Genomic DNA, 13,278 nt, shown 5'->3' with positions numbered 1-13,278 from the left:
TACCGGAGTGTCGTTAGTTCGCAAGAGTGGCCAGGTAGGCCTGTGCCATAACCTTTATTTCCCGTACAAGGCTCTCTGCTTCTTCCTCGGGCAGAGTCACCGCCAATCGCAGTATGGTACCCACCGAGCGTGGCAGCAGCAGACTGGCGCTTCGACGACGCTCATCGGCAAGACCCGGCAACTCCTGCTTCAGCCGGGCATCGAGATCCCTGGCATTGGTGTAAAGCTCGTTCAGGTCTAGCGTCCTGAGTTCTGGCATCGATTCGACACCACTCCAGATCGCGGAATAGGCCGGCTCGTTACGGTAAAAGTCATAATAGAGGTCTACCAGAACATCAACCGCGTTTTCCATGTCGGTCGCTGCCAGCCGGTCCCGTAACTCCTGCTCCATCTTGGTGACATGGGTTTCAGCAATGGCTTTTACGATGGCCGCCTTGTTCGGGTAGTAGCGATACAGAGACGCCAGCGACATATCCGAACTGCGAGCGATGGCCGACATGCTGGTTCCGTCCACACCGTACTCATTGAAGATCTCAGCCGCATGCCGGAGGATGGTGCTCACCCGCTCCCGACTTCGAGCCTGTACCGGCTTCCTGCGCTGTTTTACGTCAATCGAATCTTCGTTCATCCTGAGACCTGCTCTAATTACTGGGCCGGGAGCGCGTAACTTCCGGTGACATGGGCCACTAACTGCTGATCACTGCCCTCTCCAGACAGCAAACGGACTTCACAGAAGGCCAATCGCCGCCCCATGCGTAGCACGACGGCTTCAGCAGAAAGATCTCCGGGCGCGGGCCGCTGCAGAAAGTTTATCGATAGGTTACTGGTCACAGCCATTTCTACCTTGCCCAAAGAGGCCAGAACGGCCGCATACATGGAGGCATCCGCCAGAGCCATCTGAACCGGACCGGAAATTGTCCCACCCGGCCTGATCTGTCGGTCCGAAAACTTCAACCGTGTTTTCGCAAAACCGGAGCGGGCTTCCTCTACCCTAAAGCCAATATCATTGGCCATCGGAACCCCTTCCCTGATCAGTATCTCTATGTCGCTGGCACTGAGACTCATGTAGCCTTCCTATTAATGTAGACCTTAAGGAGTCTTTGTTTAACTCCGGGCAATCTGTACCTTAACCCACGGGCTCCGTACAATACCCCCCACGATGCAACAAATAAAGCTGCCTAAGACCAAGGTCCGAAAGGCCCAAGCGTTTTATTGGCAGAATTCCCTGGTTTACTGATAACGGAAGACACGATGCGAGCAAGCCGCTACCTGATTGCGACCCAGAAAGAAACTCCGGCCGATGCGGAAGTCATCAGCCACCAGTTGATGCTCCGGGCCGGAATGATCCGCAAACTGGCCGCAGGCCTATACACCTGGCTGCCTCTGGGGCTCAGAGTGTTGCGCAAGGTTGAGCGCATCGTCCGTGAAGAAATGGACAAGAGCGGAGCCCAGGAAGTTCTTATGCCGTCAATACAGCCCGCCGAGCTGTGGCAGGAGTCTGGCCGCTGGGAACAGTACGGTGGCGAACTCCTTCGCCTCAACGACCGTCACGGACGCGAGTTCTGTTATGGCCCGACCCACGAGGAAGTCATTACAGATCTGGTTCGCAATGAGCTCAAAAGCTACAAAGAACTTCCTGCCAACTTCTATCAGATTCAGACCAAATTCCGCGATGAACGCCGCCCCCGCTTCGGGGTCATGCGCGCACGGGAGTTCCTGATGAAGGACGCCTATTCCTTTCACCTGAACCAGGAATCCCTCGACGAAACCTATCAGGTCATGCACGGAACCTACTGCGCCATCTTCGACCGACTGGGCCTCGATTACCGCCCGGTTCAGGCAGACTCCGGCTCCATTGGGGGCAGCTCTTCCCATGAATTCCACGTGCTTGCCAGCTCCGGCGAAGACGACATCGTCTTCAGTACCGGCAGTGATTACGCCGCCAATATTGAAAAGGCAGAAGCCATCGCCCCTCCTGGCGAACGACCCGCTGCGGCCCAACCACTGACCGAAGTGGCAACGCCGGATCAGCGCACCATCGATGACGTCGCAGCGTTCCTCAAGGTCGACGCCACGCAAACGGTAAAAACACTGGTGGTCAAAGCAGAAGCGGCCGATGACGAAGAACAGGGGCTGGTTGCCCTGATTCTTCGCGGTGATCACACCCTTAACGAGATCAAGGCCGAAAACCTGCCCGGCATCGCCGAGCCCCTGACTATGGCCAGCGATGAGGACATCGAAAAAGCCATTGGCTGCAAACCTGGCTCCATCGGTCCGGTCAGCCTGAGCATTCCGGTGATTGTTGATCGCAGCGCAGCACACCTGGCTGATTTCGTCTGCGGCGCCAACAAGGAGGGGTATCACCTGACGGGTGTCAACTGGGAGCGCGATGTACCGCTGGACCGGGTCGAAGATCTTCGCAACGTCGTTGAAGGCGATCCCAGCCCCTGCGGTAATGGCACCCTGGAAATCCGTCGTGGCATTGAGGTTGGCCACATTTTCAAACTCGGCAACAAGTACAGCACAGCGCTGAATGCAACGGTCCTGGATGAAAACGGCAAGACGGCCATCATGGAGATGGGCTGTTACGGTATCGGGGTATCCCGTATCGTTGCGTCGTCCATTGAGCAAAACCACGACGACCGGGGCATTATCTGGCCAGACGCCATTGCGCCTTTCGAAGTTTCCATCGTGACGCTGAATGCTCACAAATCACCGGAAGTCATGGAAGCCGCTGAATTGCTCTACAATCAGCTGCGTCAGGCAGGCTACGACGTGCTTCTTGATGACCGGAACGAGCGCCCCGGCGTGAAATTTGCGGATATGGAGCTGATCGGCATTCCCCATCGCTTTGTGGTATCCGACCGCGGCCTGAAAGCCGGAACCCTGGAATACAAGGGACGCCGCGATGCAGACAAGCAGGACATTCCGGTAGCCGACGCGCTGTCGTTCCTGGTCAAGGCCTCTCCCCGAGGCGGCCTCTGACACTGAGGCCTTTTACCCTGAGCTGGCGGCCTGTGCCGCCAGCCTTCAGCCGGAACCGGTCAGACCCGGGCTGGTGCCGGCACAACCCTCGGTTCCATTTCCAGCTCGACACCAAAACGCGACCGGACATCCGCCCGAATCCGGTTCGCCAAGTCTAGAATATCCGTTCCGTTGCCCCCGGCATGGTTCACCAGAACCAGCGCTTGCCGGCTATGCACTCCAACCCGCTCATTACGGTAACCTTTCCAGCCACACTGATCGATCAGCCAGGCGGCGGCCAGCTTGACGGAATGCTCCGCTGGATAGGCCGCAATCTCGGGGAATTCCTGCCGCAACCGGTCCCACGTCGGCAGCGGCACCACCGGATTCTTGAAAAAGCTGCCCACGTTGGGCAACGACTCCGGGTCCGGCAGCTTTCGGCGCCGAATCGCCACCACGCCTTCAGCCACATCAAGAGCCGTAAGAGCGTCGCTGGACTGGCGCTCGGAAAAATACGCTTGCAGTTCCCCATAGCCAAGATTCAGAGGAGCAGAGCGGGACAGACAGAGTGAAATCTCAAGAATAATGTAGCGCTCGGGGCACCGCTTGAACAGGCTGTCGCGGTAGCCAAATTGGCACTCATCCACCGATAGCGTGACGACCGCCGATGTTTCCCGGTCCCACGCAACCACCTCGGTGAGTGTGTCCTTCAGCTCGACGCCATAGGCGCCGATATTCTGAACCGGAGCGGCGCCCGCAGTTCCGGGAATCAGTGCGAGGTTCTCAATTCCCCGGTAACCTGCTTTAGCCGCATAGATAACCGCATCGTGCCAGCGCTCGCCGGCCCCTAACACCAACTTTGCATGATCATCGTTAACATCAGCCCACTGCCGGCCCGCCATCGCAATGCGGACCACCAATCCCTCAACGTTGCCCGCAAATACCAGGTTGCTGCCACCACCAAGCACCAGCACCTCAAGCGATCGTTGCCGTGCCCAGTCCAGAGCTTGTGTCAGCTGATCAAGGGATTTGACCTCAGTGAAATAACGGGCCTGTACATCGATACCCAAGGTGTTAAAGCGCTCAAGACTGACCCCTTCGCCCACCATGATTGGAGCACTCACGATAAACGCTCCCGAATCTGATCCAGCAGTCCCCGGCTGGCGTCTTCAATCAGATCCAACACCGTTTCAAAGCCTCGCTCCCCCCCATAATAGGGATCAGGCACATCCAGACACTCTGAACCGGCGCCGTAGCTGAGAAACAGCTGAGGCTCGGTGCCGCCTCGCTGCAGCCAGTGGGATCGTGTATCTGCCAGATTTTGCTGATCCATGACCAGGATGTAGTCAAAGACGTCCAGGTCATCCGGCGTAAATTGCCGAGCCCTCAGGTGACGAATATCCACTCCCCGTTTCAAGGCGGCATCGATCGCCCGGGAATCAGGGGCCTTACCGACATGCCAGGATCCAGTACCACAGGAGTCCACCACCACCCGGCGTTCCATTCCTGCCTCACAAACCACCTGTTCGAACACCCCCTGTGCCGTAGGCGACCGGCAGATGTTACCGAGACAAACAAACAGGACTCTGGCCTGATCCATGATGGAACGCTCCCTTTTCAATGGCTGGTGGCGTCAGTCATGAGCTGACGAAGGCGTTCAAGGTCCCCTTCGGTATCCACACCCGCGGGCGGCGTCTGACAGGCCTCGGCAACATGGATTCGGGCGCCGTTATAAAGTGCCCGAAGCTGCTCCAGGCATTCTGTAGTTTCAATCGGAGCCGGAGCCCAGGTCACGAAATCGGACAGTAACCCGACCCGATACCCATAGATTCCGATGTGGCGGTAGAAATGAGAGCCCTCCGGCAACGCCTCCGGATGATCGCCACCTGCCCAGGCATCCCTGGCCCAGGGGATAGGCGCGCGACTGAAATAATGAGCCATGCCACGATGGTCAAAGACCACCTTGACCACGTTGGGATTGAAGACCGCTTCCGCATCCCGGATTTCCTCGCAGAGCGTCGAAATAGACGCCTCCGGATTACTCGCCAGGTTAGCCGCGACCTGATTGATCAACGCGGGCGGAATCAGTGGTTCATCTCCCTGGACATTGATCACCCGGTGATCTGCGGAGAAGCCGAGCGTTCGGGCCACTTCCTCGAGCCGGTCCGTTCCACTGACATGATCCGCAGATGTCATTACCCCTTCAGCGCCAAAGCTCCGGCAGGCGGCCAGTATCCGTTCATCGTCCGTCGCCACAACGACGCGTTCGGCGTTGCTCTCAGTGGCGCGCTCATAGACATGCTGAATCATTGGCTTGCCACCAATATCGGCGAGCGGCTTGCCAGGCAAACGGGTGGAGGCGTAACGGGCCGGAATCACTACCGTGAATGACATGACACTACCCTGTCTGATGTTTGGTGGTGGAAATCAATGCTGGTCAAGACGCTCATCGGTGCTCAGGGTGCGGGCTTCGACCGCCAGCATGACCGGGATGCCTTCACGGATCGGGAATGCCATTGCATCCGTGTAGCAAATCAGCTCCTGGTGTTCCCGATCCAGCTTAAGCTCACCCTTACAGACTGGGCAGGCCAGCATCGCCAACAGTTTTTTATCCATGGTTTCAATCTCGTAAATGGTTCAGATTCTGTTCAGTACCGGCGGGCGGTTCCACTACCGGTCATTCTAACCTGTCGAGCAGGTTTTTCCGGAACACCTCCGGAAGCTCCGCAGTGACGTCCAGCACCCAGGTATTTCCAGGTGCCAGCTCCCGACATTTGACCGCGTCCTTGGCCGTCATCACCAATACCTCATCCGGGTCTGCAGCCAGATCGTCCGGTCCAAAACGGTGATGATCAGGAAAGCCTTTCGAGCTCACGCGGGCTCCGAGCCCTGTCAAGGTATCGAAGAATCGTTGGGGATTACCAATGCCGGCAACTGCCCTGACCTTTTTGCCCTCAAGCCACGCCAATGGCTTGTGCTCGCCTGAGGCCAGGTTACGGAGCGCTGAAGGCTTCAGAGTCATGCAGTATTGTGCACGGTGATTCAGAGCAAGAGGTTCAGCACCATTGGTGATGACATAGTCGACACTGTCAAGGCGTTCAACCGGCTCCCGGAGCGGCCCAACGGGAATGGGCGCGGCGTTGCCAATTCCGCGCTGGCCATCAAACACCGCCAGCTCCAGATTCCTAGGCAGGTCGTAATGCTGCAGGCCGTCGTCGCATACCAGAATATTACCGAGCCCCTCAGCAATGGCCCAGCTACCGCCACGGTACCGCCGGGGGTCGACGACTACCGGACAGCCACACTGTTGCGCCAGCATGACCGGCTCATCTCCTGCCTGGGCAGGGCTGGACTCCGCGGATACCAATAACGGGTAGTGATCAGACTTGCCGCCATACCCCCGGGTCAGGATCACCGGCGACCATCCGGCGTCACTGAGGGTCTGTACCAGCCAAGCCGTCAAGGGGGACTTACCGGTGCCGCCAGCGGTAATGTTGCCGACCACCACCACCGGCAACATCAATGGCTCGTGAGGCGGCTGCGCAATCGCCTTCTTGCGCCGCCGCGCGGCCACCCACCTGAACAACCAGGCCAGGGGCCAGAGTGGCCAGAGCGGACGTCCAGTGCCATACCAAAGCCGATCAACCAGGCCTGTCATGCCGATTCTGAAAACTGGGTCTGATGCAGGTTGGCGTAGGCCCCTCCTGCCGCCAGCAGTTCCTCGTGGCGACCAGATTCAACAATCTGGCCTGCGTCCATGACGACGATCCGGTCAGCCTTCTCGATGGTCGACAAGCGGTGTGCAATCACCAATGTGGTCCGGCCTTCCATCACTGTCTCCAGGGCATCCTGGATATGGCGCTCAGACTCCGTATCCAGAGCGGAGGTCGCTTCATCGAGAATCAGGATCGGGGCATTCTTGAGCAAGGCCCGGGCGATGGCCAGACGCTGACGTTGACCACCGGACAACATCACGCCGTTGTCACCGATCATGGTATCCAGGCCTTCGGGCATACGGTCGATAAATTCCAGGGCGTGAGCCTTCGCGGCGGCTTCACGGATCTGCTCGCGGGTAGCATCCTTGAGGGCCCCATAGGCAATGTTGGCCGCAATGGTGTCATTGAACAACACCACGTTCTGGGTCACCAGAGCAATCTGGCCCCGCAGGGCCTGCAGCTGATAATCGGCCAAGGCATGACCATCAATCGAGATCTCGCCGTCAGTGTACTCATAAAACCGCGGCAGCAGGCTCACCAGCGTGGACTTGCCACTGCCGGACCGCCCCACCAGAGCGACGCTCTGACCTGCAGGGATGTCGAGACTGATGTTGTGAAGCACGTCGTCGAGCTGGTCACGGTAGCGGAAGCAGACCTTGTCGAGAGTGATCTGACCGGTGACTCGCTCAGGGGCAAACGTACCATGATCCTGTTCCGGTGGCTGATCCATGGTTTCAAAGACATCGTGTGCGGCTGCCACCCCTTTCTGGATCTTGGCATGCACGGACGTCACCTGGCGCACCGGCTTGGCCATGGTGGTGGCCGCTGTAATGAACGCAATCAGCTCACCCGTCGACATGGTGCCGCGAATCTCTGGCGACAACATCAGCCACACCAGCGAGGCGATCGCCAGTGCCACCAACACCTGGATAACCGGTACACTGATGGCCTGGGTCGATGCCATCTTCAGGCTCTGAACGAGATTATGCTGGCTCACCTGATGGAATCGCTGACGCTCGTAATCTTCACCACCAAACGTGCGGACCACCCGATACCCGGCGATCCCTTCCGAAGCAACGTGCGTGATGTCCCCCATCGAACCCTGAATACGCTTGCTCAAACGGCGGAAACGCTTGCTGGCGTAGCTGACCACCGCGCCAATCACCGGACCGACCACCAGGAACACCACGGTCAGTTTCCAGTTGGTATACAGCATGAAGCCAAGCAGACCAATCACCGTCAGACCTTCCCTCAAGGTGATGGTCACCGCATCGGTGGTGGCCTCGGCGACCTGCTCGACGTTGAAGGTAAGTTTCGACACCAGCCGCCCGGAGGCGTTGTCATCGAAATACCGGGAAGGCAAGGTCAACAATCGGTCAAATAACTGAACCCGCAACGCATTGATTACGTTACGCCCCACGTAGCTGATGAAATATTGGCTCATGAAGGTACCGAGACCACGCAGGCCAAACACCCCGACAATCAACCCGGTCAGCAGAAGGCGGTTCTGGTCAGTGGGGTTCTCGATCGCCTCGATGACGTATTCCATCGCAGCGGCCATCGCCGTGGATGCAGCGGCATAAATGATGTTGCCGATGACGGCAAAAACAAAGGCGACCCAGAAGGGTCGCACGTATTTCAGCAGGCGTTTGTAGGTCTGCCAGTTGGAGGGCTCTTGAGCCATGACCGCTCCGTTCTCAGGATCAACGTTCTTCACTGGATCGCTCGGTGGTGATGCTTAACTTGGCGAACCCCAAACGTCCGGCAACGTCCATGGCACGGACTACGTACTGGTGAGGAGTATTGGCATCAGCTGTGATGATAAAGGGCAACGACGAGTCTCCCTCTGACAACTCCTGCACGGCCCGCTCAAGAGTTTCCAGACGGTTGTTGACCAGCGCCCGTTCGTTCAGGGAGTACTGCCCCTGGGCGTTGATGACAACATCAATCTGACGGACCTCGGACTCCACCGCTTCACCGTTGGCTTCGGGCAACTCCACCTTGAGGTGGCTTTCCCGGGTAAACGTCGTGGACACCATGAAAAAAATCAGCAGCAGAAAGACCACATCGATAAGAGGCGTCAGGTCTACCCCAACCTCCTGACTCCTCTGGCGCTTGAATTTCACGGCGCTCAGGCTCCTTCCACGTCGATTTCGCGGTCGCCATGGACAACTTCCACCAGCTTGATGGCTTCTTGTTCCATATTAACGACCAGTTCATCGACCCGGCGGATGAAATACCGGTGACAGATCAGTGCAGGGATCGCGACGCTGAGACCCGCAGCCGTGGTGATCAGTGCTTCGGAGATACCGCCGGCGAGGTTACCGGCATCGCCAACCCCGGCCAACTGGATCTCGGCAAACACCTTGATCATACCGATGACCGTACCGAGCAGCCCCAGCAGGGGTGTAATCGTGGCGACAGTCCCCAAAGGATTCAGGAAACGCTCCAGCTCGTGAATCACCTGACTGGCCTCGTGCTCAATGCTTTCCTTCATGATCTCGCGGCCGTGTTTGGCATTCATCAGCCCGCCGGCCAATATGCGCCCGAGAGGCGAGGAGCCCTGAAGTATCTTGAGTTTGCGACCGTTCAGCTCTTTTTTCTTGATCCAGAGCCACAATTCATTGATGGTCTGCTCCGGCGCGATGCGGGACGGACGAAGGGTCCAGAATCGCTCCAGAATGATCGCAAGGGCAAGAACAGAACAGGCAACGATCGGCACCATGAGGATGCCACCGGCTTTCAAGAGCTCGAACACGCTTGGTCTCCCTGATAATTAGCAAGCCGCGCTACTTTAGCATAGCTACCGACAGAGACCACACCTGGAATGTCACGGTATTTTAATGAATTGCGAACCGTTGCGGGGCAGCCTCAATCCAGAATGGCGGGTTTTCACGAGCGCGACTGATAGCCACACCGTCAGAGAAGAATCGCAGGTGGATAGCCCCGCTCTCGGCCGTATTCACAAGCCAGCCCCCTGCCCTTTGGTAGCGTTCGCTGACGTCCGGATGGGGATGACCAAAACGGTGGCGGTAGCCGGCGCTGACGATCGCGACATCCGGCACCAGTGCAGCCACCCAATCCTCGCCTGAGGAGGTCCTGCTGCCATGATGGGGAACGACCACCACTCTATAAGTTGACGTTAGAGGCCCATGGTCAGCAAGGTAGGCGCGCTCCACAGACGCAGGAATATCCCCGGGAAGTATCAGTTCGATGCCACCAAAACGCAGGCTCACCACGCAGGATCGTTCGTTGCCGTCCGCCCGGGCGTCCTCAGAGTATTGCCATGCCGCCACCAGAACCTCGCCGACTCGACGCCCATCAACAGCCCCGCAATCCAAAACCGGCGGGACGTTGTCCACCACCAGTTGCTGCCGAATCCGTTCCGGCTCTCCACTGACCATCAATCCGACCGGCACAGCGGCGAGGAGGGTCCCAAGCCCACCCGAATGGTCGGAATCACCGTGACTCAGCACCAGAGCGTCGAGGTATCGCACACCAAGTGCGGCATAGTTAGGCAACAGAACCGATTCAACCGCACTGTACCCCCCGGGAGATGAAGGCCCGGTGTCATACACCAGAACCTGGTCCTGATGACGCACCAGAACCGACAACCCTTGCCCTACGTCCCAAATCCAGACTTCTGGCCGGGCAACAACGTCATTACCGGAAGCCGTTGCGCCAGGTTCTGCGAGTGAGCGGACCAGCCACACCCCACAGACAACCGCCGCCAGCAAACGGGCATGACGAACCGGAATCAGGATGGCCGTCAGTACAACCGCCGCCAGAGTCAAAGGTACAACCAGATTGCCAGCCGGCAACGGCACAGACCAGGCGGCCAGCCATGACAACACCTGCCAAAGCGCTTCCAGCACCAGGTCATAAGCCCAACCGACAACGCCTTCACTTCCGGGAATCACAACAAGCAAGATCCCTCCCAGCAGCAACACCGGCATTACGACCAGCGAGACCCAGGGGATAGCAATCAGGTTCGCCAGCGCGCCCATGGTGACCTGTGGCTGCCCCAACCCGGCGAGGATCGGCCATAAACCAACAAAGACTGCGGCCTGAGCCAATAGCAGCGCCACACCCCAGTGACATCGCCCTAGCCAGCGGCTAAACACAAGAATCAGCACCGCCACAGCACCGAAGGAAAGCCAGAAACCTTGATCGAGCGGCGCAAACGGATCAAGCAACAGCACCAGACACAGCGCCAGCAGCCATCCATCCCATGGCGACGACTGACGGGCCCGAACCATAACCCAGCAGGCGACCGCAACCATCAACAGAGCTCGTCGCGTCGGTACCGTGAAACCGGCCAGCAACGCATAACCGAGACAGACCGTCAGCACCAGGCACGCCGTCACCAGCCCCAGCCGACCAGGCGTTGCCAATGACGGCGGCAGGATCAGGAGGAACCGGCGGACAACGGCCCCAACCCCAAACGCGATCAGCCCCAGGTGCAACCCGGATATGGCAACCAGGTGAATCGTGCCAGTGTCCTTGAACACCGCCCATTGCGAGGGCTCAATCCAGCCCCGGTGACCCATTAGCAGCGCTTCGGCAAGGCCATAATGCCGGGTGCTGGACAATTGCTGGTGGAGTGCAGATGCCCATAGATTCCGCCACCGATGGTAGCGGCAGCGCAGACCGCATGGGACCCTGGTTTCAGGCTCAATCCCGCGCACGGTTCCCGTTGCTCGATAGCCCGCCCGGAATAGCCAGCTCTCGTAGCGGAAGCCCTGCGGATTCAGGGAGCCATGAGGGCGTTTTAACACAACCGTCGCACGCACCCGGTGGGGCAACCCCAGCGTCGCCTGCTCTCCGTACCAGGCGAGCCTCAGCTTGTCGGGCAACGGCCCAGCCTGCACCTCGTGTTCAGGCACTTCCGGCCATGCCGTTACACAGAGGCTGAAGCGAATGCTCTGGTAGTTACCGGGGGATGGAATGTCACACAGATAGCCACTGACCATCAACGTCTGACCTTCCCATTGCTGCGGAAGTTGCTGGGTCAGGCGATCGCTGGCAAATCCGGTCGCCCAACCCAGTCCAACGATCCCAAATAACAGAATGGAGAGCGTTTCACGCGAGATTCGTCGAGGCGTGACCCAAGACACTGGAATAAGCAACAAGATTGCAGCAATAAGCCCGTACAAGGGTGGAATGACGCCAACCCGATACAGTAAGATAACGCCGCAGGAAAACGCGGCCATCCGTATCCGCAAAGGTAACTCCCTGGACAATCCATGTCCGTTAACTGACTAGCGCCGGACGGCCTGGAAGCAGACCAACACCTTCCTACCCCGGTATAGAAACAGGCAGAACTCCCAGATGCCGAAGCGGTTCATGAAGCGTTACATGCCGACACCGGAGAAAATCCGGTCAATCAAGGCATTGCATTTTCTGGGAGACATTCTTCATGAACCGAATCTTTGGCACATCAACCGCCATGGTATTGCGCGCGGCTTCCTGATCGGAATTTTCCTGTGCTTTATACCAATGCCCTTTCAGATGGTAGCCGCCGCACTCTGTGCCATATGGCTCAATGCCAACTTGCCGCTGTCCGTAGCGCTGGTATGGATCAGCAATCCCCTCACCATGCCGCCAATGTTTTATTTCAACTACAAGGTCGGCGCCTGGCTTCTCGATCATCCGGTGGTGGACTACCGGTTTGAGTTATCCGTTAGCTGGATCAAGGAAAGCCTGGTGGATATCGGCATCCCGCTGTACTTCGGATCACTGATTATCGCCACGATCTCGAGCTGCGCCTGCTATCTGCTGATTCAGTTTCTCTGGCGCCGAAGGGTCAGGTCCAGTTGGGAAGAACGCCGTCAGCGGCGTCTCAAGCAAGACAACCACTGACGGGTGAAAAGTCGCGCCGCAATATCATCATCACGGCTGCACGACCACCTCATCGACCAGCGTGCCCTGCTCAAGTCGTAAAACCCGCCCCAGGCTGCGGGCCATTCTCATATCGTGTGTGACCATCACAAACGCAATACCCAACTGATCACGCAGAGACTCGATCAGCGCCCGCACACTATCAGCCGTTTGCTCATCCAGGTTACCCGTAGGCTCGTCCATCAGCACACACTCTGGCTCGTTGACCAACGCCCTGGCAATAGCCACACGCTGACGCTCACCACCAGACAGTTCACCAGGCTTATGCGCCAGGCGTGGCCCCAGACCAACACGCTCCAGCAAGGATTCGGCCTTGGCCGCGGCTTGCTTGACCGACATTCCACCCAGAGCGCATGGCATCATCACATTCTCAAGCGCGGAAAATTCGGGCAACAGATGATGGAACTGGTACACAAACCCAAGGTGCCGATTACGGAAACGAGCCCGCCCGGCCTCGCTCAGCCGATGAATATCTTCGCCGCAGATAGCAATATGCCCTGACGATGGACGATCAAGTCCGCCCAGAAGGTTCAGCAGCGTTGTTTTACCGGCACCACTGCTACCCACAATTGCCACGGCCTCCCCGGCAGCAACGGTCAGGGAAATATCTGAGAAAATGGTCAGTTCGGTGGGGCCTTCACTGTAGGTGCGGGTAATCCCACTGCAGTGAATAACCGGTACATCTGAATTCATGGTT

At 58.1% G+C, this 13,278-nt stretch carries 14 protein-coding genes; 2 read left to right on the top strand and 12 right to left on the bottom strand.

Annotation, left to right across the window (positions count from 1 at the left end; translation table 11 throughout):
- Window positions 1-13: 13 nt before the first annotated feature.
- Window positions 14-628 (bottom strand): TetR/AcrR family transcriptional regulator, encoded by a 615-nt coding sequence (locus BLV11_RS05715; protein ID WP_091812010.1) that lies wholly within the window; start codon window positions 626-628, stop codon window positions 14-16.
- A gap of 17 nt (window positions 629-645) precedes the next feature.
- Window positions 646-1,065, bottom strand: coding sequence for a PaaI family thioesterase (locus BLV11_RS05710; RefSeq protein ID WP_091812009.1), 420 nt, complete (start codon window positions 1,063-1,065; stop codon window positions 646-648).
- A 186-nt stretch (window positions 1,066-1,251) separates the two neighbouring features.
- Between BLV11_RS05710 and BLV11_RS05705 the strand changes: the two genes are divergently transcribed.
- Window positions 1,252-2,985 (top strand): proline--tRNA ligase, encoded by a 1,734-nt coding sequence (locus BLV11_RS05705; protein WP_091812008.1) that lies wholly within the window; start codon window positions 1,252-1,254, stop codon window positions 2,983-2,985.
- Window positions 2,986-3,044: 59 nt separating this feature from the next.
- Here the strand turns inward: BLV11_RS05705 and murB are convergent, their stop codons facing one another.
- The 9 genes from murB to BLV11_RS05660 all read right to left on the bottom strand — a co-directional run bounded on the left by murB (window position 3,045) and on the right by BLV11_RS05660 (window position 11,893).
- Complete coding sequence (gene murB, locus BLV11_RS05700; RefSeq protein ID WP_425433821.1) at window positions 3,045-4,088, bottom strand: UDP-N-acetylmuramate dehydrogenase; 1,044 nt, start codon at window positions 4,086-4,088, stop codon at window positions 3,045-3,047.
- Window positions 4,085-4,567: a low molecular weight protein-tyrosine-phosphatase gene (locus tag BLV11_RS05695; RefSeq protein ID WP_375177172.1), complete on the bottom strand. Its 483-nt coding sequence runs from the start codon at window positions 4,565-4,567 to the stop codon at window positions 4,085-4,087. Before BLV11_RS05695 ends, murB begins: the two co-directional genes overlap by 4 nt.
- A 14-nt stretch (window positions 4,568-4,581) precedes the next feature.
- On the bottom strand, window positions 4,582-5,358 hold the full coding sequence (gene kdsB, locus BLV11_RS05690) for a 3-deoxy-manno-octulosonate cytidylyltransferase (RefSeq protein ID WP_091812006.1): 777 nt from the start codon (window positions 5,356-5,358) through the stop codon (window positions 4,582-4,584).
- Window positions 5,359-5,391: 33 nt separating this feature from the next.
- Complete coding sequence (locus BLV11_RS05685) at window positions 5,392-5,580, bottom strand: Trm112 family protein (RefSeq protein ID WP_091812005.1); 189 nt, start codon at window positions 5,578-5,580, stop codon at window positions 5,392-5,394.
- A 61-nt stretch (window positions 5,581-5,641) separates the two neighbouring features.
- Window positions 5,642-6,622, bottom strand: a complete 981-nt coding sequence (gene lpxK / locus BLV11_RS05680) for a tetraacyldisaccharide 4'-kinase (protein ID WP_091812004.1) — start codon at window positions 6,620-6,622, stop codon at window positions 5,642-5,644.
- Window positions 6,619-8,364 carry a lipid A export permease/ATP-binding protein MsbA gene (gene msbA, locus BLV11_RS05675; protein ID WP_091812003.1) on the bottom strand — a complete coding sequence of 582 codons (1,746 nt, stop codon included), beginning with the start codon at window positions 8,362-8,364 and terminating at the stop codon, window positions 6,619-6,621. The genes lpxK and msbA overlap by 4 nt, the downstream gene beginning before the upstream one ends.
- Window positions 8,365-8,383: 19 nt before the next feature.
- Window positions 8,384-8,806, bottom strand: a complete 423-nt coding sequence (locus BLV11_RS05670) for an ExbD/TolR family protein (RefSeq protein ID WP_091812002.1) — start codon at window positions 8,804-8,806, stop codon at window positions 8,384-8,386.
- Window positions 8,807-8,811: 5 nt separating this feature from the next.
- Window positions 8,812-9,438, bottom strand: coding sequence for a MotA/TolQ/ExbB proton channel family protein (locus BLV11_RS05665; RefSeq protein WP_091812001.1), 627 nt, complete (start codon window positions 9,436-9,438; stop codon window positions 8,812-8,814).
- 82 nt (window positions 9,439-9,520) lie between these two features.
- Entirely contained in the window at window positions 9,521-11,893 is a 2,373-nt protein-coding gene (locus tag BLV11_RS05660; RefSeq protein ID WP_091812000.1) for a DNA internalization-related competence protein ComEC/Rec2, read from the bottom strand.
- A 118-nt stretch (window positions 11,894-12,011) separates the two neighbouring features.
- On the opposite strand from BLV11_RS05660, the gene BLV11_RS05655 reads away from it, so the two are divergent.
- On the top strand, window positions 12,012-12,542 hold the full coding sequence (locus BLV11_RS05655) for a DUF2062 domain-containing protein (RefSeq protein WP_091811999.1): 531 nt from the start codon (window positions 12,012-12,014) through the stop codon (window positions 12,540-12,542).
- Between the two features lie 30 nt (window positions 12,543-12,572).
- On the opposite strand, the gene BLV11_RS05650 is transcribed toward BLV11_RS05655, so the two are convergent.
- Window positions 12,573-13,274: an ABC transporter ATP-binding protein gene (locus tag BLV11_RS05650; protein WP_091811998.1), complete on the bottom strand. Its 702-nt coding sequence runs from the start codon at window positions 13,272-13,274 to the stop codon at window positions 12,573-12,575.
- Window positions 13,275-13,278 lie beyond the last annotated feature (4 nt).

The sequence above is a fragment of the Marinobacter mobilis genome, from assembly GCF_900106945.1.
In the GTDB taxonomy this organism is placed as follows: domain Bacteria; phylum Pseudomonadota; class Gammaproteobacteria; order Pseudomonadales; family Oleiphilaceae; genus Marinobacter; species Marinobacter mobilis.
Note: the sequence above shows the minus strand (reverse complement) of the source record. Positions and strands in the feature narration are given on the sequence as shown.